This is a genomic window from Aromatoleum sp., assembly GCF_036675785.1.
Classification (GTDB): Bacteria; Pseudomonadota; Gammaproteobacteria; order Burkholderiales; family Rhodocyclaceae; genus Aromatoleum.
The window spans coordinates 14,671-40,400 of sequence record NZ_JAKFEF010000075.1 but is presented as its reverse complement, the minus strand read 5'-3'; the positions used below and the strand labels follow the sequence as shown (position 1 = coordinate 40,400).

25 protein-coding genes are annotated in these 25,730 nt (G+C 65.4%); 9 read left to right on the top strand and 16 right to left on the bottom strand.

The annotated features are described in order from the left end of the window. Both V6M37_RS16325 and V6M37_RS16320 read left to right on the top strand, forming a co-directional pair. A partial coding sequence (locus V6M37_RS16325) for a hypothetical protein (RefSeq protein WP_332675087.1) occupies nucleotides 1–197 on the top strand: 197 nt, incomplete at its 5' end. A gap of 76 nt (nucleotides 198–273) precedes the next feature. Continuing rightward, the gene (locus tag V6M37_RS16320; RefSeq protein ID WP_332675086.1) at nucleotides 274–723 is read left to right on the top strand and encodes a MaoC family dehydratase; all 450 of its coding nucleotides are present in this window, start codon (nucleotides 274–276) and stop codon (nucleotides 721–723) included. A gap of 65 nt (nucleotides 724–788) precedes the next feature. On the opposite strand, the gene folE2 is transcribed toward V6M37_RS16320, so the two are convergent. The 4 genes from folE2 to xseB are packed head-to-tail and all read right to left on the bottom strand — an operon-like array spanning nucleotide 789 to nucleotide 4,676. Next, nucleotides 789–1,598: a GTP cyclohydrolase FolE2 gene (gene folE2 / locus V6M37_RS16315; RefSeq protein ID WP_332675085.1), complete on the bottom strand. Its 810-nt coding sequence runs from the start codon at nucleotides 1,596–1,598 to the stop codon at nucleotides 789–791. Nucleotides 1,599–1,650: 52 nt separating this feature from the next. Then, entirely contained in the window at nucleotides 1,651–3,513 is a 1,863-nt protein-coding gene (gene dxs / locus V6M37_RS16310) for a 1-deoxy-D-xylulose-5-phosphate synthase (protein WP_332675083.1), read from the bottom strand. Between the two features lie 24 nt (nucleotides 3,514–3,537). Continuing rightward, nucleotides 3,538–4,434, bottom strand: coding sequence for a polyprenyl synthetase family protein (locus tag V6M37_RS16305; RefSeq protein ID WP_332675081.1), 897 nt, complete (start codon nucleotides 4,432–4,434; stop codon nucleotides 3,538–3,540). Next, nucleotides 4,431–4,676, bottom strand: a complete 246-nt coding sequence (gene xseB / locus V6M37_RS16300) for an exodeoxyribonuclease VII small subunit (protein ID WP_332675079.1) — start codon at nucleotides 4,674–4,676, stop codon at nucleotides 4,431–4,433. Before xseB ends, V6M37_RS16305 begins: the two co-directional genes overlap by 4 nt. Before the next feature lie 127 nt (nucleotides 4,677–4,803). Here xseB and V6M37_RS16295 point away from each other — a divergent pair, with 127 nt between their 5' ends. Then, nucleotides 4,804–5,904 (top strand): aromatic ring-hydroxylating oxygenase subunit alpha, encoded by a 1,101-nt coding sequence (locus tag V6M37_RS16295; protein ID WP_332675077.1) that lies wholly within the window; start codon nucleotides 4,804–4,806, stop codon nucleotides 5,902–5,904. Between the two features lie 147 nt (nucleotides 5,905–6,051). Here V6M37_RS16295 and ispH read toward each other — a convergent pair whose 3' ends face one another. Genes ispH through tsaE form a run of 7 tightly spaced genes read right to left on the bottom strand, consistent with a single transcriptional unit; the run spans nucleotide 6,052 to nucleotide 13,647 of the window. Then, complete coding sequence (gene ispH, locus V6M37_RS16290) at nucleotides 6,052–6,990, bottom strand: 4-hydroxy-3-methylbut-2-enyl diphosphate reductase (RefSeq protein WP_332675076.1); 939 nt, start codon at nucleotides 6,988–6,990, stop codon at nucleotides 6,052–6,054. Nucleotides 6,991–7,038: 48 nt separating this feature from the next. After that, the gene (locus tag V6M37_RS16285; protein WP_332675074.1) at nucleotides 7,039–7,467 is read right to left on the bottom strand and encodes an FKBP-type peptidyl-prolyl cis-trans isomerase; all 429 of its coding nucleotides are present in this window, start codon (nucleotides 7,465–7,467) and stop codon (nucleotides 7,039–7,041) included. Further along, nucleotides 7,464–8,009 (bottom strand): signal peptidase II, encoded by a 546-nt coding sequence (gene lspA, locus V6M37_RS16280; protein ID WP_332675072.1) that lies wholly within the window; start codon nucleotides 8,007–8,009, stop codon nucleotides 7,464–7,466. The genes V6M37_RS16285 and lspA overlap by 4 nt, the downstream gene beginning before the upstream one ends. Continuing rightward, nucleotides 8,002–10,821 (bottom strand): isoleucine--tRNA ligase, encoded by a 2,820-nt coding sequence (gene ileS, locus V6M37_RS16275; RefSeq protein ID WP_332675070.1) that lies wholly within the window; start codon nucleotides 10,819–10,821, stop codon nucleotides 8,002–8,004. Before ileS ends, lspA begins: the two co-directional genes overlap by 8 nt. A gap of 13 nt (nucleotides 10,822–10,834) precedes the next feature. Next, nucleotides 10,835–11,773 carry a bifunctional riboflavin kinase/FAD synthetase gene (locus V6M37_RS16270; RefSeq protein ID WP_332675068.1) on the bottom strand — a complete coding sequence of 313 codons (939 nt, stop codon included), beginning with the start codon at nucleotides 11,771–11,773 and terminating at the stop codon, nucleotides 10,835–10,837. Between the two features lie 60 nt (nucleotides 11,774–11,833). Continuing rightward, nucleotides 11,834–13,177 (bottom strand): N-acetylmuramoyl-L-alanine amidase, encoded by a 1,344-nt coding sequence (locus V6M37_RS16265; protein ID WP_332675067.1) that lies wholly within the window; start codon nucleotides 13,175–13,177, stop codon nucleotides 11,834–11,836. Beyond that, nucleotides 13,132–13,647 carry a tRNA (adenosine(37)-N6)-threonylcarbamoyltransferase complex ATPase subunit type 1 TsaE gene (tsaE, locus tag V6M37_RS16260; protein ID WP_332675066.1) on the bottom strand — a complete coding sequence of 172 codons (516 nt, stop codon included), beginning with the start codon at nucleotides 13,645–13,647 and terminating at the stop codon, nucleotides 13,132–13,134. Before tsaE ends, V6M37_RS16265 begins: the two co-directional genes overlap by 46 nt. A gap of 36 nt (nucleotides 13,648–13,683) precedes the next feature. Here tsaE and queG point away from each other — a divergent pair, with 36 nt between their 5' ends. The 3 genes from queG to V6M37_RS16245 all read left to right on the top strand — a co-directional run bounded on the left by queG (nucleotide 13,684) and on the right by V6M37_RS16245 (nucleotide 16,442). After that, nucleotides 13,684–14,736, top strand: a complete 1,053-nt coding sequence (queG, locus tag V6M37_RS16255; RefSeq protein ID WP_332675088.1) for a tRNA epoxyqueuosine(34) reductase QueG — start codon at nucleotides 13,684–13,686, stop codon at nucleotides 14,734–14,736. Between the two features lie 76 nt (nucleotides 14,737–14,812). After that, entirely contained in the window at nucleotides 14,813–15,616 is an 804-nt protein-coding gene (gene murI / locus V6M37_RS16250; RefSeq protein ID WP_332675064.1) for a glutamate racemase, read from the top strand. 94 nt (nucleotides 15,617–15,710) lie between these two features. After that, the gene (locus V6M37_RS16245; protein WP_332675062.1) at nucleotides 15,711–16,442 is read left to right on the top strand and encodes an SDR family NAD(P)-dependent oxidoreductase; all 732 of its coding nucleotides are present in this window, start codon (nucleotides 15,711–15,713) and stop codon (nucleotides 16,440–16,442) included. Nucleotides 16,443–16,583: 141 nt separating this feature from the next. On the opposite strand, the gene V6M37_RS16240 is transcribed toward V6M37_RS16245, so the two are convergent. After that, nucleotides 16,584–17,441, bottom strand: a complete 858-nt coding sequence (locus V6M37_RS16240; protein ID WP_332675060.1) for a sulfurtransferase — start codon at nucleotides 17,439–17,441, stop codon at nucleotides 16,584–16,586. Then, nucleotides 17,438–17,800 carry an STAS/SEC14 domain-containing protein gene (locus V6M37_RS16235; RefSeq protein ID WP_332675058.1) on the bottom strand — a complete coding sequence of 121 codons (363 nt, stop codon included), beginning with the start codon at nucleotides 17,798–17,800 and terminating at the stop codon, nucleotides 17,438–17,440. The genes V6M37_RS16240 and V6M37_RS16235 overlap by 4 nt, the downstream gene beginning before the upstream one ends. 141 nt (nucleotides 17,801–17,941) lie before the next feature. Between V6M37_RS16235 and glpK the strand changes: the two genes are divergently transcribed. Both glpK and V6M37_RS16225 read left to right on the top strand, forming a co-directional pair. Then, nucleotides 17,942–19,432 carry a glycerol kinase GlpK gene (glpK, locus tag V6M37_RS16230; RefSeq protein ID WP_332675056.1) on the top strand — a complete coding sequence of 497 codons (1,491 nt, stop codon included), beginning with the start codon at nucleotides 17,942–17,944 and terminating at the stop codon, nucleotides 19,430–19,432. A 64-nt stretch (nucleotides 19,433–19,496) separates the two neighbouring features. Continuing rightward, nucleotides 19,497–21,062 (top strand): glycerol-3-phosphate dehydrogenase/oxidase, encoded by a 1,566-nt coding sequence (locus V6M37_RS16225; protein ID WP_332675054.1) that lies wholly within the window; start codon nucleotides 19,497–19,499, stop codon nucleotides 21,060–21,062. 141 nt (nucleotides 21,063–21,203) lie between these two features. On the opposite strand, the gene V6M37_RS16220 is transcribed toward V6M37_RS16225, so the two are convergent. Further along, nucleotides 21,204–22,559, bottom strand: a complete 1,356-nt coding sequence (locus V6M37_RS16220; protein WP_332675052.1) for a sensor histidine kinase — start codon at nucleotides 22,557–22,559, stop codon at nucleotides 21,204–21,206. Next, nucleotides 22,556–23,317 carry a response regulator gene (locus V6M37_RS16215; protein ID WP_332675050.1) on the bottom strand — a complete coding sequence of 254 codons (762 nt, stop codon included), beginning with the start codon at nucleotides 23,315–23,317 and terminating at the stop codon, nucleotides 22,556–22,558. Before V6M37_RS16215 ends, V6M37_RS16220 begins: the two co-directional genes overlap by 4 nt. Before the next feature lie 384 nt (nucleotides 23,318–23,701). Here V6M37_RS16215 and V6M37_RS16210 point away from each other — a divergent pair, with 384 nt between their 5' ends. Next, on the top strand, nucleotides 23,702–24,103 hold the full coding sequence (locus V6M37_RS16210; RefSeq protein ID WP_332675048.1) for a Spy/CpxP family protein refolding chaperone: 402 nt from the start codon (nucleotides 23,702–23,704) through the stop codon (nucleotides 24,101–24,103). A gap of 168 nt (nucleotides 24,104–24,271) precedes the next feature. On the opposite strand, the gene aceA is transcribed toward V6M37_RS16210, so the two are convergent. Next, a complete protein-coding gene (gene aceA, locus V6M37_RS16205) occupies nucleotides 24,272–25,573 on the bottom strand; it encodes an isocitrate lyase (protein ID WP_332675047.1) in 1,302 nt (433 codons plus the stop codon). Between the last annotated feature and the right edge of the window lie 157 nt (nucleotides 25,574–25,730).

Here is a 25,730-nt window from a genome sequence, read left to right as displayed (position 1 = left end):
TCCCGAACAGGACCGTGAAACAAGACCGCGCCGATGATAGTGCCCAGCCGGGTGTGAAAGTAGGTCATCGTCAGACTACCCAATCCAAAAAGCCGCTTCTCGAAAATCGAGAAGCGGCTTTTTTTTTATGTTTACGATTTGATTCAGATTGGAAGAGAAGGCTCGAGGCGTCGCGAGGTATGCTAACGAATGATTGAAATTTACGCGGAAGTGCTTCCATGGCAAATGCCATATCACTGAAAGAAGCCGAAATTAATAGGGAGTTGAAGTTTTATGAGCGAAGCGGGACGTAATTTCTCCGAGTGTTATGGGTATAAGTTCGAGGATCTTCACGTAGGCATGTCCACGTCACTCGGTCATACCGTAACGGACGCGGATATTCTCATGTTTGCCGGCATCTCCGGCGACACAAACCCGGTCCATCTTGACGACGAATTCGCACAATCGACGATGTTCGGCGCGCGAATCGCCCACGGCATGCTGTCGGCGAGTTTTATTTCGGCTGTGTTTGGTACGAAGCTGCCGGGGCCGGGTTGTATCTATCTGGCGCAGTCGCTCAAGTTCAAGGCGCCCGTCAAGGTAGGGGACACCGTCGTGGCCCGCGTAACGGTTCTAGAACTGATACCGGAAAAGCGGCGCGTTCTGTTCGATACCGTGTGTACCGTCGCAGGGAAGCCGGTGCTCGAAGGTCAGGCCGAGCTTCTTGTGCCGGCACGGAGATAAGGGATAGCCTGCAGGAGAGGAGGCCGTTGCGGACGTTTTGGACGAAGCGGCCTTTCGGGACACCTTTAACCGTTGCTGCGCTTATCGCGCTCTATCAGCGCGTACGCAGAATGGTTGTGAATCGATTCGAAATTTTCGGATTCGACGGTGTATCGGTCGATACGAGACTCGGCGTCGAGGAGGCCCGCGACGTCGCGGACCATGTCTTCGACGAATTTGGGGTTGTCGTAGGCGCGTTCGGTCACATATTTTTCGTCGGGTCGCTTCAGCAGCCCGTAGAGCTGACAAGAGGCTTGATTCTCGACGAGTTCGATAATCTCTTCGATCCAGACAAACGCGTTTGTCTGCGCGGTTACGGTGACGTGTGAACGTTGATTGTGGGCTCCGTAGTCCGAGATCTTTTTCGAGCAGGGGCAAAGGCTTGTAACCGGTACAACGACCTTCATCGTGAGCTCGCAGACGCCGCCTTCGAGAATCTGTGCCGCGAACATCACTTCGTAATCCATCAGGCTCTGAACGCCCGATACGGGCGCCGATTTGTTGATGAAATACGGGAAGGTCAGTTCGATATAGCCGGTTTCCGCTTCGAGGCGCCTCACCATCTCCCGCAGCATCGGCTCGACGGATTCGACTGAGATCTCGCGCTCATTGCTGTTGATGATCTCGATGAAACGCGACATGTGAGTCCCCTTGAAATTGTGAGGGAGACCCACGTACATGTTGAATAGCGCGACCGTGTGCTGGACGCCACCGCACTTGTCGCTTACTCGAACCGGATGTCGAATCGACTTGACCCCGACTTTGTCGATCGCCAATTGGCGGCTGTCGCTCGAATTCTGGACGTCGGGGATCGGGTGAGTCTGTTTGGATGTCATGGCGAGTTTCCCAGGGTTTCGCTTGCGCTGATCTTTTTGTTCCGCAAATCTTTCAACTGCGGATCGCTACGGCCTCTCGGATCGCGGCGGTAATGCCTTCTGCGTCGAGTCCGATCGATTCCAGTAGCTGCGCCTGGTCGCCGTGGTCGATGAAACGATCCGGGAGACCGAGGCGTAGCAGGCGCGGACGCTGGGGAAGTTCTTCGAGGACTCGCGCGACTTCCGATCCTGCTCCACCGATGATCGCATTTTCTTCGAGAGTAACGAGCAAGTCGTGGGTCGCAGCGAGTTCTGCGATCAAAGTCCGGTCGAGGGGCTTTGCATAACGCATGTTCGCCACCGTCGCATCGAGTTGGTCGGCCGCGCCGAGGGCATTCGGAAGGAGGCTGCCGAATGCCAGCAGGGCGATCCCTTTACCGCTGCGGCGGATCTCGCCTTTGCCGACCGGCAGAGCGGTCATCGTCGATTGCGGTGAAACTTGCATGCCGCCTCCGCGGGGATAGCGGACCAAGGCCGGGCCGTCGTGCACGTAAGCGGTGTAGAGCATCTGGCGACATTCATTCTCGTCCGCGGGCGTCATGACGACCAGGTTGGGAATGCAGAGCAGGAAGGAGAGATCGAATGCTCCGTGATGTGTTGCGCCGTCGGCGCCGACGAGGCCGGCTCGATCGAGTGCGAACATTACCGGCAGGTTCTGCAGCGCGATATCGTGGATCAATTGATCGTACGCACGCTGCAGGAAGGTAGAGTAAATCGCGACGACAGGCTTGAAGCCTTCGCAGGCGAGTCCGGCGGCGAAGGTCAGCGCGTGTTGTTCGGCGATTCCGACGTCGTGATAGCGATCGGGAAACTCTTGCGCGAACCGGACCATGCCTGAGCCTTCGCGCATCGCCGGCGTAATCCCGACGACTTTATCGTCCTGCCGCGCGATATCGCAAAGCCAGTCGCCGAAGACCTGAGTGTAGGTAAGCTTGCCCCCCGCCTTCCCCGCGTCGATGCCGGCCCGGTGATCGAACTTCGACACGCCGTGGTAAAGGATCGGGTCCGCCTCGGCGAGCTTGTAGCCCTGTCCCTTGCGCGTGATCACATGCAGAAACTGCGGTCCCTTGAGCTTGCGCAGATTCTGCAGCGTCGGGATCAGGGCGTCGAGGTCATGCCCGTCGATCGGACCGTAGTAGTGAAAACCGAATTCCTCGAACAGTGTCCCCGGCGTGATCAGTCCCTTCACATGTTCTTCGACTTTTCGCGCGAAATCGAGCATCGGCGGGGCGACACCGAGGACCTTTTCGCCAGCGCGCCGGGCTGCGTTGTAAGTTCGCCCCGACATCATGCGCGCGAGGATTCGTGTGAGCGCTCCGACAGGCGGAGAGATCGACATCTCGTTGTCGTTGAGAATCACGAGGAGATTGATATCGCGCGTGTCGCCCGCGTTGTTCAGTGCTTCGAAAGCCATGCCGGCCGACATCGCACCGTCGCCGATGACCGCGATCGCGCGCCGGCTCTCGCCGCGGTCGCGGGCTGCGACCGCCATGCCGAGCGCGGCGGAGATCGATGTCGAAGAGTGGGCCGTGCCGAAAGTGTCGTAGATGCTTTCGCAGCGCCGCGGAAAGCCGGAGATGCCGCCGAACTGGCGCAGGCGTGCCATTGCCTCTCGCCGGCCGGTGAGGACCTTGTGCCCGTAGGTCTGGTGTCCCACGTCCCAGACGATCCGGTCGTCGGGGGTGTCGAAGATGTAATGCAGGGCGATCGAAAGTTCGACCGTGCCGAGGTTCGACGACAAATGTCCGCCCGTGCGGGAAACGGACTCGATCAGGAACGCGCGCAATTCGGCGGCGAGCGCCGGAAGCTCTCCCCGCTCGAGTCGACGCAGGTCGGATGGGGAATCGATGCGATGCAGCAGGGAATACGAGGACATGTAAGGTTCCGGCGAAGTCGGAATTCAGAATCTTCGGTGAACGATGAACGTGGCAAGTTCGTCGAGTCTGTTTGCCCCGTCTCCCAGCGGCGTCAACGTGTTTCGCGCCTCGTCCAGCAGGGATTCGGCCAGCGCGCGCGCTTCGGTCAGGCCGAGCAGCGTGACGTAGGTCGGCTTGTTGTGATCGGCATCCTTGCCGGCGGTCTTGCCGAGCGTCGCGGTATCGGATTGCGCGTCGAGAATGTCGTCGACGACCTGGAAGAGCAGGCCAACCAGCTTGCCGTAGCGGTCCAGCCGTTCAATGGCGTCGGGGCCGAGGCTCGAGCCGCATCGAGCGCCAAGAGATACGGATGCGCGAATGAGGGCTCCGGTCTTGTGGATATGCATGAACTCGAGCTCTTCGCGCGTGAGCTGCTTGCCGACCGCCTCGAGGTCGATCGCCTGACCGCCTGCCATGCCGCGTGAACCGCTGGCGCGCGCGAGCCGAGCGAGCATGTCGAGTTGCACGGAAGGGGCGTCGGCCAGCGGCGCTTCGGAGATCACCTGAAAGGCAAGCGCCTGTAGTGCGTCACCGACGAGCAGTGCGGTCGCCTCGTCGAACTCCACGTGCACCGTCGGTTTTCCCCGCCGAAGGACATCGTTGTCCATGCACGGAAGGTCGTCGTGGACCAGCGAGTAGGCGTGAATCAGTTCGACGGCGCACGCGACACGGTCGAGCCGCGTCGCGGTCGCTCCGGCAAGTTCGCCGGCCGCGTGGACGAGTAAAGGCCGCACGCGCTTGCCGCCGCCGAGGACGGCGTAACGCATCGCTTCGTGAAGGCGTGTGGGAGCGACACTTGCCTCGGGTAGCACCGCGGCGAGTGCGAGTTCGGAACGCCGTTGGATGCTGTCCATCCAGGTAGCGAAATTCGTCAGGCTCATTCCGGGACCCTCTTGTCTTCGGCGGGAGTGATCGGGACGACGACGCCGTTTTCGAGTTGATGCACCCGTTGCTCGGCGGCCTGCAAGGTTTCCTGGCAGTGTTTCAGAAGGATCACGCCGCGCTGATACCGCTCCAGCGCCAGTTCGAGCGAGATCGTCCCGGTTTCCATTTCCTGCACGATCGTTTCGAGCTCCGTGATGGCCGACTCGAAGGATTTCGGCGCGTTTTGCGTCTTGGCCATGGCTCGAAGGCGGACGATAAAAGGGAGGAAAGTAACCGATCGCGCCAGTGGCGGTCAAACAACTTCTCGCATAGAATCATGCGCTCATTTTTTCCGAATTTCTTGGAATTCACGGGGGAGGTTCGGGATGTCCGACCTTGCATCCAAGGCGAAACTGGCATCGGCGGCTTCCCAATTGCCGGTCTCGATGTACTTCGATGAAAAGGTTTTCGAACTCGAAAAGCAGCTGCTATTGGGCCGGGGTGCGGGGTACGTCGGCCATGAGCTGATGGTTCCGGAAACCGGAAGCTACCGCTCTCTCGAGTGGCTCGATCACTCCAAGTTGCTGTTCCGCACCGACGAAGGCATTCACCGGCTGTCGAACGTCTGCCGGCATCGGCAGGCGATCATGCTGCAAGGGGCCGGCAAGGCCGAACGGATCGTGTGTCCGGTGCATCGCTGGACTTACGACCAGCAGGGGGTTCTCCTCGGCGCGCCGCATTTCCAAGAGAATCCGTGCCTGAACCTGAAGCGCGATGCGCTCGAGAACTGGCACGGCCTGTTGTTTGCCGGTCCGCGTTCGGCGCGCGACGACCTTGCGGGCATGGAACTCGCATCGGAGTTCGATTTTTCCGGCTTCAAGCTCGATCGCGTCGAGATTCACGACTGCAATTACAACTGGAAGACGTTCATCGAGGTTTATCTCGAGGACTATCACGTCGTTCCGTATCACCCTGGCCTCGGCCACTTCGTCACGTGTGATGACCTGACCTGGCAGTTCGACGACTGGTATTCGGTGCAGCGCGTCGGCATTACCTCGCTCGCCAAGCCGGGGTCGGCGACGTACGAAAAATGGCACAAGGCCGTCCTCGACTACTACGGCGACAAGCGGCCGGCGCAAGGGGCGATCTGGCTCACCTATTATCCCAACGTGATGGTCGAGTGGTACCCGCACGTGCTGGTCGTCAGCACCCTCATCCCGAGAGATGTGAACAAGACGACCAACGTCGTCGAGTTCTACTATCCGGAGGATATCGTCGAGTTCGAGCGCGAGTTCGTCGAAGCGGAGCAGGCCGCGTACATGGAGACTGCGATCGAAGACGACGACATCGGCGAGCGCATGGACAGGGGGCGGTGGGCGCTGATGCAGGAGGGGCGCAACGAGGTCGGTCCGTACCAGTCGCCATACGAAGACGGGACGCAGCATTTCCACGAGTTCTACCGCAGGATCGTCGGGCCGCATCTCTAAGCGCCCGGCCCGACTTACTGCCGGCAAGGGGAGCCTCGCGGATTTCCGCGCACGGGCTCACGCCGGCCGGAGCGAGTTCCGTCGCAAAGGACGTTCGCGGTGCGCCTATCGCGCCGAACGTCGCGCCAGTCGGCAGCAAAAGCCGGCTCAACTCGGCGTCTGCAATTCCTTAGGCAGCGGGAACGTGATCTTTTCCGGCACCCCGTCGAGCGCGCGCACCGAGCCGCCGCTGAGCGATTTCAAGCGCTCGATCACCGCCTCGACCAGCACTTCGGGGGCCGATGCGCCGGCGGTGACGCCAAAGCGCTTTTTGCCTTCGAGCCAGGCGGGATCGATTCCTTCGGCGTTGTCGATGAGGTATGCGGCCACGCCCAGCAGTTCGGCGACTTCGCGAAGACGGTTCGAGTTCGAACTGTTGCGCGAGCCGACGACGAAGACCGCTTCGACGCGTGGCGCCAGGAACTTGACCGCGTCCTGGCGGTTTTGCGTCGCGTAGCAGATGTCGTCCTTCTTCGGCCCGACGATGGTAGGAAAGCGCGACTTGAGCGCCGCGACGAGCGTCGCCGCGTCGTCCACCGACAACGTCGTCTGGGTGACGTACGCGAGCTGCCCGGGGTCGCGAACGTTCAGCGTCGCGACGTCTTCGACGATCTCGACGAGGTGGATGCCGTCGGTGACCTGACCCATCGTGCCTTCGACCTCCGGATGCCCCTTGTGGCCGATCATCACGATCTCGCGCCCCTGTTCGCGCATCCGGGCGACTTCGAGGTGCACTTTCGTCACGAGCGGGCAAGTCGCGTCGAACACCCGCAAGCCGCGACTTTCGGCCTCCTGGCGGACCGCCTGGGCGACGCCATGGGCGCTGAAAACGACGGTGTTGCCGGACGGCACCTCGTCGAGTTCCTCGACGAAGATCGCGCCCTTCGCGCGCAGCCCGTCGACGACGAACTTGTTATGCACGACCTCGTGACGGACGTAGATCGGCGCGCCGAAGCGTGCGAGCGCCCGTTCGACGATCTCGATCGCCCGTTCGACGCCGGCACAGAAGCCGCGCGGGTTCGCGAGAAGGATTTCCTTGTCGTTCATCTGGGAATCTCGTGAGGTGGGTTGTGGTGGGCTGGCGGCTGCCGGTTGTCAGAGAACGCCAATGACTTCCACTTCGAAGCGGATCGTCTTGCCGGCGAGCGGATGATTGAAGTCGACGAGCGCGGATTCCTCGCTGATCTCGCGCACGAGGCCCGAATAGCGCGACCCGTCGGGTGCGGCGAATTCCATGATCGTCATCGGTGCGATGTCCTCTTCGGGCATATGTTCGCGCTTGACGCGCTCGACGAGCTCGGGGTTATGAGGGCCGAACGCCTGCTCCGGAGGAAGCGTGAAAAGCTCGTGTTTTCCGACTTCCAGACCGGCGAGCAGGCGCTCGAGGTTCGGCAGCAGCTCTCCGGCGCCGAGTTGCAGCGTCGCCGGCGTTCCTTCGAAGGTGCTGATCAGCGGCTGGCCATTTTCCATGGCGATGCGGTAATGCAGCGTCACCAGGCTGTCGGGTTTGACGATCTGGGTCACGAGGGGTTCTCCGTGGTGGTTGTGTCGCGGGGCGTGCGGAACTGCGCGAGCAACATCAGCGCGACCCCGACGGTAATCGCCGAGTCTGCGACGTTGAAGGCCGGCCAGCCGTAGCGGCCGATATGGAAATAGAGGAAATCGACCACGGCGCCATGTACGACGCGGTCGATGACGTTGCCGATCGCGCCGCCAATGACGAGGCTGAACGCGAGCGGCAGCACCAGTTCGCGCTGGTGCGTGCGCAGCATCGTGAGCAGCCATCCGCAGACGACGAGCGCGAGAACGATGAAGAACCAACGTTGCCAGCCGCTGTGGTCGGCGAGAAAGCTGAATGCGGCGCCGGGATTGAAGACGAGGACGAGCTGGAAAAAACTCGTCACCGGCACCGCCTCGCCGAAGCTGAGCTTCGATAGCACCACCCATTTCGCGCTCTGGTCGAGAACGACGACCAGCGCGGACAGTTCGAGCCAGCCGAAGAAGCGGCGGGTCAGCGGGGCGGCGGCGCGAGACCATGCGCCGGCAGCCGGGGTCGGACTACGCATGGGCGCGGATTTCCCCGTCGCCGAAGAGGTTCGTGTGGCAGCGGCCGCACAGCTCCGGGTGATCCGCGTGAGCGCGGACGTCCGGACGGAAATGCCAGCAGCGCCCGCATTTCTGCTCGCCGGACGGCGCCGCCTCGATACCTTCGTCCGCTTCCGAGTCGACGCGGACGAGTTCCGCGCGGGACGTGATCAACACGAAATGCAGGTCCTGCCCGACGCTCGCGAGCGCCTCGTAGCGGTCGCCGGCGGCACGCACGCGCACTTCCGCCTGCAGCGACGAGCCGATCTTCCCTTCGGTGCGCAGGCCCTCGAGCACCTTTTGCACCTCCGCGCGGGTATTGCGGATGAGCGTCCAGCGCGCGAGCGTCTCGTCGGCCGCGGGAAGGTCCGGCAGCGCATGCCAGGTGTGCAGCATCACGCTATCGTCCGGGCCGTCGCCGGCCAGCCGCCAGATTTCCTCGGCGGTGAAGCTCAGGATCGGCGCCATCATCCGCGTGATCGCCTGCGTGATGTGCCATAGCGTAGTCTGCGCCGCGCGTCGCGCCGGCGAGTCCGCCTTCATCGTATAGAGGCGGTCCTTCAGGATGTCGAGGTAGAAGGCGCCAAGGTCCTCGGCGGCGAAGTTCTGCAGCGCCTGGACGATCTTGTGGAATTCGTAGCGCGCGTAGTCGGCGGTGACCTGCTCCTGAAGACGCTGTGTCAGCGCGAGCGCGTAGTGGTCCACGTCGAGGCACTGCTCGACGGGCACGCCGTCCTTGTCGATGTCGAAGTCGGCGGTGTTCGCGAGCAGGAAGCGCAACGTGTTGCGCAGGCGCCGGTAGACTTCGACGACGCGGTCGAGGATTTCCTTCGAGATCGTCAGCTCGCCCGAGTAATCGGTCGCGGCGACCCACAGGCGCAGGATTTCCGCACCGAGCTTGCCGGAGACTTCCTGGGGCGCGACGACGTTGCCTTTCGACTTCGACATCTTCTTGCCCTGGCCGTCGACGACGAAGCCATGCGTGAGCAGCCCGTCGTAGGGCGCACGCCCGTCGATCGCGCAGCCGGTCAGCAGCGACGAATGGAACCAGCCGCGGTGCTGGTCCGAGCCTTCGAGGTAGAGGTCGGCCGGCCACCGGCTGTCGGCCTCGTGCGACCCGCGCAGCACCGTGCGGTGCGTCGTCCCCGAATCGAACCAGACGTCGAGCGTGTCGCGCATCTTGTCGTACAGCGGGGCTTCGTTGCCGAGGAGTTCGGCGGCGTCGAGCTTGAACCACGCGTCGATGCCTTCCCGCTCGACGCGCTGCGCCACCTGTTCGAGCAGTTCGAGCGTGCGCGGGTGCGGCGCCCCGGTCTCCTTGTGCAGGAAGAACGGGATCGGCACGCCCCAGTTGCGCTGGCGCGACACGCACCAGTCAGGACGGTTCGCGATCATCGAGTGCAGCCGCGCTTTGCCCCATGCGGGAAAGAACTGCGTGTCGTCCACCGCCTTCAGCGCGAGTTCGCGCAGCGTCGGGGCGCCGGCATCGACGGCGTCGCGGCCCGGGAGGCGGTCCATGCCGACGAACCATTGCGTCGTCGCCCGGTAGATCACCGGCGTCTTGTGGCGCCAGCAGTGCATGTAGCTGTGGGTCAGCGCGCCGGACGCGAACAGCGCGCCGGTTTCGGCTAGCTTGTCGATGATCTTCGGGTTCGCGTCCCAGACCGACAGACCGCCGAAGAACGGCAGGCTGTCGGCGAACGCGCCGTCGCCTTGCACCGGGTTCAGGATCTCGTCGTTGCGCATCCCGTAGCGCGTGCAGGAATTGAAGTCGTCGAGACCGTAGGCCGGGGCGCTATGCACGATCCCGGTGCCGGCATCCGCGGCGACGTAATCGCCCAGGAAAACCGGCGAGAGGCGGTCGTAGAAAGGGTGGCGGAAGTTGATGCGGTCGAGCGCGACGCCGTGCGCCGCGCCGAGTACCCGGCCTTCGAGGGCATAACGCTCCAGCGCGCTGCGCCGAAGTTCGGCGGCGAGCACGAGCAGGCCCTTCGACGTCTCGACGAGTTCGTACATCAGTTCCGGATGCACGTTGAGCGCCTGGTTCGACGGAATTGTCCACGGTGTCGTCGTCCAGATCACCGCGAACACCGGCTCGTCGGGCAGCGCGTCGAGCCCGAACGCGTACGCGAGCTTCGCGCGGTCGGCGTCGTCGAGCCGGAAGCCGACGTCCACCGCAGGCGACTTCTTGTCCTGGTATTCGACCTCGGCTTCGGCGAGCGCCGAGCCGCAATCGAAGCACCAGTTCACCGGCTTCAGACCCTTGAACAAAAAGCCCTTGCGATACATGTCACCGAGCGCGCGGATCTCGTCCGCCTCGTTCGAAAAGTTCATCGTCCGGTACGGGTGGTCCCAATCGCCGAGGACGCCGAGGCGGATGAAATCTTTCTTCTGCCGCTCGATCTGCTCGGTCGCGTAGCCGCGGCACAACTCGCGCGCGCGGTCGGCGGCGAGGTGCTTCCCGTGCTGCTTCTCGATCTGGTGCTCGATCGGGAGACCATGGCAGTCCCAGCCGGGAACGTACGGCGCATCGAAGCCGGCGAGCGTCTTGGAGCGGACGATGATGTCCTTGAGGATCTTGTTCACCGCGTGGCCGATGTGGATGTCGCCGTTCGCGTACGGCGGGCCGTCATGCAGGATGAACTTCGGCCGGCCGGCGGCCGCGCTGCGGATCTTCTGGTAGAGCTTCTTCGCCTGCCATTCGGCGATCCAGCCCGGCTCGCGCTTCGCGAGATCGCCGCGCATCGGAAACGGGGTGTCGGGCAGGTTGAGGGTCTTGCGGTAATCGGCCATTTGGGGTTCCGCTTCAGTTTCGGATCGGATTCTGGGCAAACCAGGCGCAGGCCGCGTCCGCGTCCCGGGCAATCTGGGCGGTCAGCGCGTCGAGCGAGCTGAACTTCGCCTCGTCGCGCTGCTTGTTCAGGAAATGCACGCGCAGGTGGGCGCCGTAACAGTCGCGGTCCCAGTCGAACAGATGGACTTCGAGCGTCGGCCGTCCCGAGTCGGTGACCGTCGGGCGCACGCCGATACTCGCAACGCCGGCGACCGGATGCGGCGCGAGCCCTTCGACACCGACTGCGAAGATGCCCGAGAGCGCGGGGCGGCGATGCTTCATCTGGATATTGACGGTCGGAAAGCCGAGCGTGCGACCGATCTTGTCGCCATGAACCACGCGGCCCGCGATGCTGTAGGGGCGCCCGAGCAAGCGCGCGGCATGGGCGAGATCGCCTCCGGCGAGCGCCGCGCGGACAGCCGAGCTGGAGGCGCGTTCGCCATCTATATCCAGTGTCGGCATCGCTTCGACCGCGAACCTTCGGCTCGCGCCCTCGGCTTTCAGCATCGCGAAATCGCCCTGGCGCTTCGCGCCGAAGCGGAAATCGTCGCCGATGATCAGGTGGCGGACGCCGAGGCCTCGCACGAGAATACGGTCGATGAATTCATCGGCGGTGATCGCGGCAAAGCGCGAGTCGAAACGGCAGACATGCACGCGATCGACGCCGCAGCCGGCGAGCAGGAGGAGCTTTTCGCGCAGCGATGCGAGGCGCGCCGGTGCGCTGGCGGGGAAGAAGTATTCGCGCGGATGAGGCTCGAACGTCAGCACCACCGCCGGCAGCGCCAGCGAGCGCGCCTTGTCGGTGAGCATCTTGAGCAGGGCCTGGTGGCCGCGGTGCACGCCGTCGAAATTGCCGATGGTGAGGACCGAGGACTGCGAGGCGCGCTCGGGAATCCCGCGAAAAACCTGCATAACCGCCTAGAAAAACGGCAATTATAACGGCAACGCCGGCTGTCCGCGCTCCTGCCGCGATCAGTCCAACTGCGCGACCTTCGTGCGGCCGGCCGGTGGGTTGTCCTTGAAGTAACGCCGCAAGCCTTTCATGATCGCCTCGGCCATCTTGTCCTGGTACGCGTCGTCGTTGAGCCGCTGCTCTTCCTCGGGATTGCTGATGAAGGCCGTCTCGACGAGGATCGACGGGATGTCTGGCGCCTTCAGTACCGCGAAGCCCGCCTGCTCGACATGCGCCTTGTGCAGCGTGTTGATGTCGCCCAATTCGTTGAGCACCGCTTTGCCGAGCTTCAGGCTGTCGTTGATCGTCGCGGTCTGCGAAAGGTCGAGCAAGGTCCGGGCGAGGTGCCCTTCCTGCTTCGCGAGATTGACGCCGCCGATGAGGTCGGCGTCGTTTTCCTTTTGCGCGAGCCAGCGGGCCGCGGAGCTCGATGCGCCGCGTTCCGAAAGCACGAACACCGAGCTCCCGCGCGCTTCGGGGCGCACGAACGCGTCGGCGTGGATCGATACGAAGAGGTCGGATTGCACGCGGCGCGCGCGCGTTACGCGCTGGCCGAGCGGGACGAAATAGTCGCCGTCGCGGGTCAGCATCGCGCGCATGTTCGGTTCGGCGTCGATCTTCCGTTTGAGTCGGTGGGCGATCGACAAGGTCACGTTCTTCTCGTAGCTGCCGCGCCGCCCGACGGCCCCCGGGTCCTCGCCGCCGTGGCCGGGGTCGAGCGCGATCGTGACGAGGCGGTTCACCGACGGCGCGCCTTTTCGCCTCGGGGTGCCTTGCGCCATGCTTTCGCGCACCGGCTGCTGAGTGCCCGGATCACTCGCCGGCGTCTCGCCTGCCGCGGCGTCCAGCGGAGACGATTTTTCGATCAGCGCAAGCAACGGATCCGCCGGCTCGGTCGGGTAGAGGTCGAGCACGAGGCGGTGCCCGTAATCGCCGACCGGCTCGAGCGTGAAGACCTGCGGCGCGATTTCGTTCTTGAGCTCGATCACGATCCGCACCACGCCCGGGCGATTCTGTCCCGCGCGGATCAGCTTGATGTAAGGATCCGAGTCGAGCACCTTCGACGGAAGCGTCTGCAGCACGCTGTCGAGCTGGACGCCTTCGAGGTCGACGACCAGGCGTTCGGGATCCTTCACGAGGAGGTGGCTGAACTTCAGCTGATGGCTGCCTTCGAGCGTGATCCGCGTGTAGTCGTTTGCCGGCCAGACACGCACGGCGAGAAGACTCGTCGCCGCGAAGCCGACCGGGCTGACGAGCAGCGCGAGCGAAGCGCCGGCGAACTTCAGAAGGTTGCGTCGGGTGAGGTGCGAGGCGGTGTTCACAGGCGCGGGCGGCTCAGTTCCGAATTCAGTCTGCTCAAGCATTTACGTCCTGCCTCCGTCAGTGCAGACGCCTCGAAACGGCGACCGGTGTCGGCGACGCCGAGACGTAACTCCACGTCGGGTGGTGCGAGATAAGGAACGGCCTTGTCCGGCCATTCCACGAGGCACGCACCGTTTCCGGCGAAATATTCGTCGAGCCCTGCTTCCAGAAATTCCTCTGGAACGGCGAAACGATAAAAATCAAAGTGATATAAGTCTAATCTAGAAAAAACATAAGGTTCAATCAAGGTGTATGTCGGACTTTTCACTTTTCCGGCGTGACCCAGTGCGCGGAGTGCGCCGCGGACGAGCGTCGTCTTCCCCGCGCCGAGGTCGCCCCGGAGGTAGATCACGAGGCCGCCGAGCAGCGCCGGCGTCAGGGCGGCGCCGATCGCTTCCGTGTCGGCTTCGCCGTCCAGGTGCGCGGAAATCCCGCGGCCGGTATCATTTGCCGGGTGAAAAATCTGAATCATCAGCACGTCTCGGTTGAAGCGGGCGCCTCGCCGTCTCTGACCGGACTGGCGCGGCAACTGGATGTTTGGGCGGCGGAACTGGGCTTCGATGCCGTCGCCATTTCCGACGTGAACCTTCGCGACGCGGAGCCCGGTCTTGCGGCCTGGCTCGCGGAAGGGTGTCACGGCGAGATGGATTATATGGCGCGCCATGGCATGAAGCGCGCGCGCCCGGACGAGTTGGTGCCGGGTACTTTGCGGGTCATCAGCGTGCGGATGAACTACTGGCCGCAGGCGGCGGATGCGCAGGACGCGCTCGACGACCCGGCCCGCGCGTACGTGTCGCGTTACGCGCTGGGGCGTGACTATCACAAAGTGATGCGCGCCCGGCTGCAGAAGCTCGCCGACCGGATCAGCGCCGAGGCGCCGCACGGCTACCGCGTGTTCGTCGATTCGGCTCCCGTGCTCGAGGTCGAACTCGCGACCCGGGCGGGCCTGGGCTGGCGCGGCAAGCACACACTGACGCTGAACCGGCGGGCGGGCTCGTTCTTCTTCCTCGGCGAAATCTTCACCGACCTGCCGCTGCCCGTCGATCCACCGGAAGAGGGGCATTGCGGTTCCTGTCGCGCCTGCCTCGATGCGTGCCCCACCGGCGCGATCGTCGCCCCCTACCGGGTCGATGCGCGGCGCTGCATCTCGTACCTGACGATCGAGCTGAAAGGGGCGATCCCCGAAGCGCTGCGGCCGCTCGTCGGCAACCGGATATACGGCTGCGACGACTGCCAGCTCGTCTGTCCCTGGAACCGTTTCGCGAAGACCACCGCCGAGTCCGATTTCGGCCCGCGCCACGGCCTCGATCGCGCGACGCTCATCGAACTCTTCGCCTGGACCGAGTCCGATTTCGCGACGCGGACAGCGGGCAGCCCGATTCATCGCATCGGCTTCGAGCGCTGGTCCCGCAATCTCGCGGTCGCGCTCGGCAATGCACCCTCCTCGCCCGAGAGCATCGCGGCGCTACACGCCCGCGCGGAAGACGCGTCGGAACTCGTCCGCGAACACGTCGAGTGGGCCCTGCGGCAGCACGGCCTTGGCAAGAGCGCGGCGACGTAGTCACCGCGCTGGCAACGGGCGCTGCTCGCGGCGCCGGTGCTAGAATCGCGCGCTCCCCACCGATTCAGGCCCCAATGTGGATGTTTCCCGACCGATAGGCGTATTCGATTCCGGCATCGGCGGCCTGACTGTCGTCCGCGCGCTGATGGAGCGGCTTCCGCTCGAGCGGATCGTCTATTTCGGCGACACCGCCCGCGTGCCGTACGGTGTGAAGTCGGTCGCGACGATCGAGCATTTCACCGCGCAGATCACGGATTTCCTGCTCCAGCAGGACGTCAAGATGCTGATCGTCGCGTGCAACACGATGGCCGCGGTCGCAGCGTCCATCGTGCGCGAACGCGCCGGTGACATCCCGGTGCTTGACGTGATCGAAGCCGGCGCCCTTGCGGCGGTCGCCCAGTCGCGTGGCGGCGGCATCGGCGTGATCGGCACGCCGACCACCGTCAACAGCAACGCCTACGCCCGACGCATTCACGCGCTCGATCCCGGTGCGCGGGTCTATTCGCAAGCGTGTCCGCTGTTCGTTCCGCTTGTGGAGGAAGGCTGGCTCGACCACCCCGTGACGCGTCTTACCGCGCAGGAGTATCTGAAGCCGGTGCTGGCCGAGGAGGTCGATAGCCTTGTTCTCGGCTGCACGCACTATCCGCTGCTGAAGCCGCTGCTGCGGGATGTCGCGGGCCCTGGGGTTCGCCTCGTCGACTCCGCGGTGACCACGGCTGAGCTCGCTGCCGCGAAGTTGCACGCGCTCGGCATCGTGAACACCTGTCCCCACGAGGCGATGTACCGTTTTGTCGTCACCGACGTGCCGCTGCGCTTCCAGACGATCGGCGAGCGTTTCCTCGGCCGCTCGCTCGGCGGGGTCGAAAAGCTCGACTGGTAGCCGGCGCGTGCTCCGGGCTGCACCGCATGGACTCGTGAACTAAGCTTCAGCGAGGTGCCGCGGCGCAGGCAGCCGCGAGGCGAAGGAGGACGGCATGGAGCAGAAAAAGCTTGCGGTGATCGTCGGGGCAGGGCCGGGGCTCGGTTGTGCGTTGGCACGACGCTTTGGCAGAGCCGAGATGAACGTGGCGCTCGGTGCGCGCGACTTGGGACGGCTCGAGTTGCTCGCGACCGAGTCCGCGGGGATCGGTCACGCGGCGCGGGCTTTCGCGTGCGACGCGACGGACGAGCAAGCCGTCGAGAACTTCTTCGGCGAGGTGCGCGCCGAGTTCGGCGAGCCGGACGTCGTGGTCTACAACGCCGGCGCGTTCGTCCCGCGCGGCATCCTCGACACGACCGCGGAAGAGTTCGAGCGCTGCTGGCGGGTCGGCTGCATGGGCGGCTTCCTCGTCGGGCGTTGCGCAGCGCGCGGCATGCTCGCGCGCGCCGCAAGCGGAGGGCGGGGCGGGACGATCCTTTTCACCGGCGCCACCGCGAGCCTGCGGGGAAGCGCCGGTTTTCACAACCTGGCGGTCGGCAAGTTCGGGCTGCGCGCCCTCGCACAGAGCATGGCGCGCGAATTGCAGCCGAAACGGATACACGTCGCGCACGTCATCATCGACGGGCACATTCGTCCGTCGGGGAGCGTGCAGCGCAGTGCCGACGACGCCGGCGACGCGACGCTCGACCCGGCCGCGATCGCGGAAGCATACTTTCAGCTCTACTGCCAGCCGCGCAACGCCTGGACGCAGGAGATGGACCTGCGTCCGTGGGTCGAGCGGTTCTGAAACGGTGGACGGTTCGGGCCGGCGGCGAGCGAGACGGGCCCGGCCCCGCCCGGGCCGGGACTGCGCGAACCTCGACAGGAGGCCCGGCGCCACTGCGTTGCATCGCTTGGTGTCCGTCGGGCCGGACCTGTTCGACTGACGTCAGTCTTCGGCTCCGGTCGCGACCGGGCGGTGGAGATTGGCGCACCATTCGCTCCAGGATCCGGGATAGAGTCGCGAGCCCGACAGGCCCGCGGATTCCATCGCAAGAAGATTGTGGCAGGCGGTGACGCCCGAGCCGCACTGGTGGACGACGCGACGCGGGTCTTGCCCCCCGAGCAGGCGGGCGAATTCCTCGCGCAGTACCGACGCCTGCCTGAAGCTGCCGCGGGCGGTCAGGTTGTCGCGGAAGAAGCGGTTGCGGGCTCCGGGGATGTGGCCGCCGACCGGGTCGAGCGTTTCGTTTTCGCCGCGAAAGCGATCGGGACTGCGCGCGTCGATCAGCGTCATGCGGTCGTCGCGGAGGTGCCCCTGAACGAAATCGGCGTCGACCGTCGTGGGTTTCAGCGAAAAGTCGTAGGTCGTCGCCGGGAAGGCCGCTACCGCCGGAGTCAGCGCCTGCCCGGCTTCGCACCAGCCGACGAGGCCGCCGTCGAGTACCGCGACACGGTGATGCCCGAGCCAGCGCATCAGCCACCACAGCCGTGCCGCGAACATGCCGCCCGCGTCGTCGTAGGCGACGACTTGCATGTCGTTCGCGACGCCGAGGCGGCCGAGCCGCGCGGCGAGCGCGTCGGGCTCGGGGAGCGGGTGACGGCCGTTCGTGCCGCTCATCGCCCCCGAAAGGTCCTCGTCGATGTGCAGGAACTGAGCACCGGGCAGATGCCCGCGCGCGTAGGCGGCCCGGCCGAAATCCGGGTTCGTCAGATCGTGCCGGCAGTCGAAGATCCGCCAATCGGCTTCGCCCAGGTGCTGCGCGAGTTCCCGGGGGGCGATCAGCGTGCCGTAGGACGCGTTCACTGCGTCGGCTCCTCCGCGCCTTCGACCCACGCCCGGGCGTCCGCCTCCTCGAAGAAGACCTGCACTTCGGCATCGACGAAGAACTGCGATATCCACGCGCTCCAGGTCACCCACTGGTTCTCGGTGAGCACCGCGATGCGGCTGAAATCGCGGGAATGGCGGCGCGAAAACTTGATTTCTTCCCAGGCGACGTCGAACGTGAAGCCGATCATTTGGCGTAGGTCGATGAGCAGATTGACCGGACCTTCGAACTGCACCTTGTAGTTCACGACTTCCTCGAATTCCTTGTAGTCCGCGAGCGTGAATTCGCCGAATACGGCAACCGAGACGAGATGCGGGCTGTGGTAGGTGGTGATCATCGTGCTCTCCGCAACGGCGAGTGGGTCATGCGCACCACTATAGCCCCCGTCGGTGGGGGCTTCAATCTATGCCCAGAGGATGTCCGTCAGCGCGGCGAACGGAGTAGGCTTTGGGCACGTTCAACTGCGGAGCGGCGCATCATGAGCTACCTACTGGCGCTCGATCAGGGCACGACGAGTTCGCGGGCGATGGTGTTCGACGCGGACGGGCGGGTGCGTGGCGCAGCGCAACGCGCGGTCGCGGCGCGCTATCCCCATCCGGGCTGGGTGGAGCATGATGCGGGCGAGATTCTGTCGACTCAGCTCGACTGCGCACGGATGGCGCTTAGCGAGGCGGGCATCACCGCGGCGCAGCTCGTGGCGCTGGGGATCGCGAACCAGCGCGAAACGACGATCCTGTGGGACCGGGCCACCGGCCGTCCGGTCGCCCCGGCGATCGTCTGGCAGGACCGTCGCACCGCGGCGGACTGCGACCGGCTGCGCGATGAAGGACACGGCGACATGATCCGCGCGCGGACCGGCCTCGAACTCGATGCCTATTTCTCGGCGACGAAACTCGCGTGGCTGCTGCGCTACGTGCCCGGCGGGAGGGCGCGGGCGGAGCGCGGCGAGCTCGCGTTCGGCACCGTGGACAGCTGGCTGGTGTGGCATCTGACCGGGGGCGCCGTGCATGTCACCGACGCCGGCAACGCATCGCGGACTATGCTCTTCGACATCCATCGCGGCATTTGGGACGAGGAACTGCTCGCGCTCCTCGACATCCCGCGCGCGCTCCTGCCGGAGATCGTCGACAGCAGTGGAATCTGCGGCGAGACGCGTGCCGAAGTCCTGGGCGCAGCGGTGCCGATCGCGGGCATCGCCGGGGACCAGCAGGCGGCGACCTTCGGTCAGGCGTGCTTTGTGCCCGGGATGGCGAAGAACACCTACGGGACCGGCTGCTTCCTGCTGATGAATACCGGTAGCCGGCCGGTCCCGTCGGCAAACCGGCTGCTGACCACGGTTGCGTGGCGGACGGCCGCCGGGATCCGTTATGCGCTCGAAGGCAGCATTTTCATGGGCGGTGCGACCGTGCAGTGGTTACGGGACGGCCTCGGGCTGATCCGGACGGCGGCGGAAGTCGAAGCACTCGCGGCGAGCGTGGCGGACAGCGGCGGCGTCGTCCTCGTGCCGGCCTTCACCGGCCTCGGCGCGCCGCACTGGGACGCCTATGCGCGCGGCGCGCTGTTCGGCTTGACGCGCAGTAGCGGGGCGGGGCACATCGCGCGGGCGGCGCTCGAAGCGATCGCGTTGCAGACGGTCGATCTCGTCGCGGCGATGAACCTCGACGGGGCGGCACCGCTTACCGAGTTGCGCGTCGATGGCGGCGCCGCAGCGAACGACCTGTTGATGCAGATGCAGGCGGATCTGCTCGGCGTACCCGTCGTCCGTCCGCAAATGCTCGAGACGACCGCGTTCGGGGCCGCCTGTCTTGCGGGCCTCGCGGTCGGCCTGTGGTCGGGCCTCGACGAAGTCGCCGCGCATTGGCGGGAGGAGCGCCGCTTCGAGCCGGCGATGTCGGCCGCACTGCGGGAGGCGACTCTCGCACGTTGGCGTCGCGCGGTGGAGCGCGCTAAGGCCTGGGCGGACGAATGACCGGGAGGGCACCGGGAAAGTCCCGGTCTTCCGCCCGGTCCCGGTCGTCGCGGTTGGCGGGACGATGAAGTCTGCGCTCGCGCGCGAAGCGCTGCTCGCCCGCCTGCACGAGCAGCATCGCTGGGACATCATCGTGATCGGCGGCGGCGCGACCGGTCTCGGCTGCGCGGTGGATGCCGCGGCCCGCGGATACTCGACTCTGCTGCTCGAAGCCCACGATTTCGCGAAGGGAACGAGCTCGCGCGCGACGAAGCTGATCCACGGCGGCGTGCGCTACCTCGCGCAAGGCAATTTCCCGCTCGTGCGCGAAGCGCTGGCCGAGCGGTCCCTTCTGCTCGCGAACGCGCCGCACCTCGTCCATCCGTTGCGTTTCGTCGTGCCCGCGTATCGGTGGCACGAGAGGCCGCTGTTCGGCGCCGGTCTCGCGATGTACGACCTGCTCGCCGGCTCGCATGGCCTCGAACGCAGCCGGCAACTCGGTACTCGGGCGACGCTGGCCGCGTTGCCGAACGCGAAGGCCGACGGCCTGAAAGGCGGCATCGCCTACTGGGATGCCCAATTCGATGATGCCCGCCTGGCAATCGCGTTGATGGCCACGCTGTTCGATCTCGGTGGCCTGGCGCTGAATTACCTGCCGGTCGAGGGACTCGTGACCGATGCCGGCCGCATCGTCGGTGTGCGCGTACGCGATGCAGAAAGCGGAAAGACCCTGCGGCTCGACGCGCGGGTGCTCATCAATGCGACGGGTGTCTGGGCCGATGCGGTGCGGCGATTCGAATGTCCTGCCGCCGAGTCTTTGCTGCATCCGAGTCAGGGTGCCCACGTCGTCGTCGATCGCCGTTTCCTGCCCGGCGACGACGCGCTGCTCGTACCGCGCACGCCGGATGGCCGCGTGCTGTTCGTGATCCCGTGGCAGGGGCGGGTGCTGATCGGAACGACGGACCTCGCGCGGAGCGACTTGCCGCTGGAGCCGAAGCCGCTCGCCGGCGAAGTCGATTTCATCCTTGCGACGGCGGCACGCTATCTCGCCCGCGCCCCCGCGCGATCCGACGTTCGCAGCGTCTTCGTCGGGCTGCGTCCGCTGATCCACCGGCGCGGAGGCCTCGCGACTCGTCGCCTGTCGCGCGAGCATTTCATCGAAGTCTCCCCGGGCGGCCTCGTGACGATTACCGGCGGCAAATGGACGACGTACCGGCGGATGGCCGAGGACGCGATCGACGTCGCCCGGTCCGTCGCGGGATTGCCGGCGCGCGAATGTCCAACCGCCCGGCTACCGTTGCATGGCGCCACTGCCGGCTTTTCCCGCGACCCCTACGGCTGCGAGCGTGAGGCGGTCAACGCATTGCCGGGCGCGCGCCGGATGCTGCAGGATGGCTCGAGTCTGACGGAAGCGGAGGTCAGGCACGCGGTACGAAACGAGCTCGCGCGCACCGTCGAGGACGTTCTCGCACGCCGTCATCGCATGCTGTTTCTGGACGCCGCGCTCGCGAGCGCGGCTGCACCTGGGGTCGCCGCGATTCTCGCCGAGGAGCTGGGGCGCGATGACGATTGGCAGGGCGCCGAAGTCGCGCGTTTCCGCTCGCTCACGATGCAGTACGCGGCGGTGCCGGAAAACGGAGGCCGCGTTTGACGACGAAATGCCCGGTCGGTCGTGACCGTGATCGCAGGCCGGCGGGCCGCGGGGATCGGCGCGGCGAACCGGTCGCCGGGCATGAGTTCGCTGACGCCGCCGCGGGCGTGCATTACGATGGACCGGAGGATCGGGCCGCGTTCAGATGGAGCCGGTCGGGCGCATGTCCTGCGCGGCGCGGAGTCGTGGCAGCGTGACGTGCGCCTCGAGGCCGCCTGCGGGATGGTTCGCGAGGTGTACTTCGCCGCCCTGCGCGCGCAGCAGGTTCCGCGCGATCGCAAGGCCGAGCCCGGTGCCGCCGGTTTCGCGGTTGCGCGATGCTTCGGTGCGATAGAACGGTTCGAACACTTTTTCGAGCTCGGCGTCCGTCAGGCCCGGGCCCCCATCCCGGATGCGGATGTCGAACGTTGCCGCGCTTTGCGCGAGCGTGATCTCCACCCGGCCGCCGAATTTGACGCCGTTCTCGATCAGGTTCCACAGCGCGCGGCGCAGCGCGTCGACGCGTCCATGGCAGGGAACGTCGATGTGTCCCGACACGCTCACGTCCCAGCCCATGTCGACCGCGTCTTCCCGCAACGCGTCGACCAGCCCGTCGAGATCGATCGCCTGCTCGACGGCGGTGGCGTCGAGGCTGCGGGCGTAGGCGAGACCTTCCTTGACGAGTGCCTGCATCGCGTCGAGATCTGCCTGGATCTTGGCGCGCAGCGCCTCGTCGTCGACGAGCTCGGCCCGCAGGCGCAGTCGTGTAATCGGTGTCTGAAGATCGTGCGAGATCGCCGCGAGGATGCGCATGCGCTCGCCGACGTGTTGCCGGATGCGCTGCTGCATCCGGTTGAACGCCTGCGCCGCGCGCGCGACCTCGACCGGCCCGTGAAGGTCGATCGGCGTGCGTTCCGGGTCGGCGCCGAGCGCGTCGGCCGCCGCGGCGAGCTGTGAAATCGGCCGCGTCGCGATCCTCACCGCGAGCCATGACAACAGCGAGACGCCGACGATCAGCGCGAGCAGCGACGCCAGCAGGCTCTCGGGAGGTGTTTGGGCAGGCGGCGCGAACAGCGGTCCCGGCAGGCGCACCGTCATCGGTTCGCCGTCGGCCAGGGTGACGGTGGCGAGCACACGCGGGTGGGGCGAGAACCGGCCGGCGTGGGGCGGAAGCTCGACGACGGAGACGGCGCGATCGGGCAATGCGCGGCGCAGGGCATCGGTCAGTGCAGCGGATTCGAGCGGACGCGCGTCGGCCGGCGGCGCACCCGGCTGGAAGCGCAGGCGGCGCCGGCCGAGTGTTTCCATCCACTCGACGCGCTGTTCGGTCGATAAGCGGTCGAGCACGTCGACCGCCGAGACGACTTCGCGGGCGATGCCTTCGGCCAGCACGTTGCGGGCGTAGCGGTGACGCTCGTTGATGAACAGCGCGATGCTGATCGCGAGCACGAGCGCGATGCCGACCAGCCAGATCAGCATCAGGCGCGCGAACAGCGTGCGCGGCCAGCGAGCTTTCACCGCTCACCCGCTGGGGTGTCGACCGCGGTCACCGTGCACGCCAGCACGTAGCCCTCGTTGCGCACGGTTTTGAGGATGCCCGGCTCGCGCGCATTGTCGCGCAGCCGCTGGCGGAGCCGGCTCACGAGGAGGTCGATCGAGCGATCGAACACGTCGGCCTCGCGCCCCTGGGTCAGTTCCATCAGCTGGTCGCGCGTGAGCACGCGCTGCGGATGCGTAAGGAACACCATCAGCATGCGGTACTCGGCCCCCGACAGCGGAACGACGACTCCGTCCGGGTCGATCAGATGACGTCCCGCAGGGTCGAGCCGCCAGCCCGCAAAACGCAGTTCCGCCGCACGGTCGGCGGAAGAGCCTTCGAGATTCGGCGGCAGTGCCCGTGCCCGCCGCAGGATCGCACGCACCCGGGCGTAGAGCTCGCGCGGCACGAAAGGCTTCGCAAGGTAGTCGTCGGCACCCATTTCGAGCCCGACGATGCGGTCCATGTCCTCGCCGCGGGCGGTCAACATCAGCACCGGCGTATTCATGAAGGGCCCGCCGGCGCGCAGGTTGCGGCACAAGGTCAGACCGTCTTCGCCCGGCAGCATCAGGTCGAGCACGACCAGGTCGACGCGGTGGCGTTCGAGCGCCGCCTTCATTTCGCGCCCGTCGGCGGCCGTCGTGCATCGCAGCCCCTGTTTTTCGAGGTAATCGGCGAGCAGGCTGCGGATCTCCGCGTCGTCGTCGACGATGAGGATGTGGTCGTGGGAAACGGTCATGTCGTGATCTTCCGGCCGGTCGGAACGGTTCGAGCGCGATTGCGGTTGCCCGAATCATAAGCGGCGATTCGATGCGTCTTGTATCCCAGAGTATCTCGCGGGGCGATCGAGACATGGTCATTCAAACGGGGGCGAAATCGACAAACCGGGCTTACATCGCAGTGTTGAAATGACTTCACCGCCTGGATGAACCGGCGTTTCAGATCAACGTGGAGAATTCTCATGAAAACCTGGATCAGAACTTCCCTTGCAATGGCACTCGTCGCGGCTGCGGGCTTCGGGGCTTCGGCCGCATCCGCGGGCGGAGGGGGGGACTGCGGTGAAATGCACGGCGGCCACGGGATGCATGGCGGGAGCATGCACGAGATACACCGGACGCACGGGATGAAGCACCGACCCGATTCGACGGCGCTGATGAAACGTGCGGACCAGCGGCTCGCGAAACTCGAGGAGGCGCTTGCGCTCGCCCCGGAGCAGCGGGCGGCGTGGGACGAGTTCAGCAGCACGATGCGCGGCAAGGCAGCGCAGAGCACGGAGCGCGTCGAGGCGATGCGCAATCGCGAGCGCGCGTCGACCGCTCTCGAGCGCCTGGAGCGCATGGAGGAATTCGGCAAGGAACGGCTGGAGTCGATGCAGGAGATGCGCAAGGTGGTTACGGCCCTTTATGCGCAGCTCGATGAGGGACAGAAGAAGACGTTCGACGAGCAGTTCCGCTTCGCCGGGCCGCGCCACCGCGGCGACAGGCGCCAAGGTCCGGGCCGGACGGAGCGTTCGCCGGGCGCCTAACGGCTCGGCTTAGCTGTGCGGGGCGGCGTCCGAGGGATGGGGCGCGCGCCCAGGGCTGTCCCCGGTCCCCTTGAACGAAGGTAAACGAAAAAAGGCCGCGCCTTTGCAGGGCACGGCCTTCTCACGTTCAGGCGAACCGCGGTAACGGTTCGCCGATCGTCGCGTCGATCAGTGGAACTGTTCTTCTTCGGTCGAGCCGGTCAGCGCGGTGACGCTGGAAGCGCCGCCCTGGATCACCGTCGTCACGTCGTCGAAGTAGCCGGTGCCGACTTCCTGCTGGTGCGACACGAAGGTGTAGCCGCGGTCGCGGGCCGCGAATTCCGGCTCCTGCACCTTCTCGACGTAGGCCGACATGCCGCGCTTCGCGTAGTCCTGCGCAAGATCGAACATGTTGTACCACATCGAGTGGATGCCGGCCAACGTGATGAACTGGTACTTGTAGCCCATCGCGCCGAGCTCGCGCTGGAACTTCGCGATCGTCGCGTCGTCGAGGTTCTTCTTCCAGTTGAACGACGGCGAGCAGTTGTACGCGAGCATCTTGCCCGGGTGCTTGGCGTGGACGGCTTCGGCGAACTTGCGCGCGAACTCGAGGTCCGGCGTGCCGGTTTCGCACCACACGAGGTCGGCGTAATCGGCGTACGCGATCGCACGGGAGATCGCCTGCTCGATGCCCTTCCGGGTCTTGTAGAAACCTTCCGCGGTCCGTTCGCCGGTGAGGAAGGGCTTGTCGTTCTCGTCGTAATCGCTGGTCAGCAGGTCCGCGGCTTCCGCGTCGGTGCGGGCGATCACGAGCGTCGGCACGCCCATGACGTCGGCGGCGAGGCGCGCGGCGATCAGCTTCTGCACGGCTTCGGCGGTCGGCACGAGCACCTTGCCGCCCATATGGCCGCACTTCTTCACCGACGCGAGCTGGTCTTCCCAATGCACGCCCGCGGCGCCGGCGCGGATCATCGCCTTCATCAGCTCGAACGCGTTCAGCACGCCGCCGAAGCCCGCTTCCGCGTCAGCGACGATCGGCGCGAAGTAATCGACGTAGCCTTTGTCGCCCGCGTTGATGTTCTTCGACCACTGGATCTGGTCCGCGCGCTGGAATGCGCTGTTAATGCGCTCGACGACCGTCGGCACCGAATTGACCGGGTACAGCGACTGGTCGGGGTACATCGCGGCATACGAGTTGTTGTCGGCAGCGACTTGCCAGCCCGACAGGTAGATCGCCTTGATGCCGGCCTTCACCTGCTGCATCGCCTGCCCGCCGGTCAGCGCGCCGAGGCAGTTGACGTAGGGTTCGTTGTTGACGAGGTTCCACAGCTTTTCCGCGCCAGCACTTGCCAGCGTGCTTTCCGGCTGGATCGAGCCGCGCAGGCGAACGACGTCGGCCGCGGTGTAGCCGCGCTTGATGCCTTTCCAGCGCGGGTTTTCGGCCCAGTCTTTCTCGATGGCGGCAATTTGCTGTTCGCGGGTCAAAGTCATGGCAGGTTCCTTGTTTACTGACGTTCAAAATAGGGAAAGACCTCCTTCTTCTCCGGTCCTGCGTGCTGACCGGGCGGGCGTTCTCTCCGTTTCGCTGCGGCGACTCATGAGGCCGTCGCCGAATGGACACAAGTATAGGAACGTTCTCGCTCTGCAG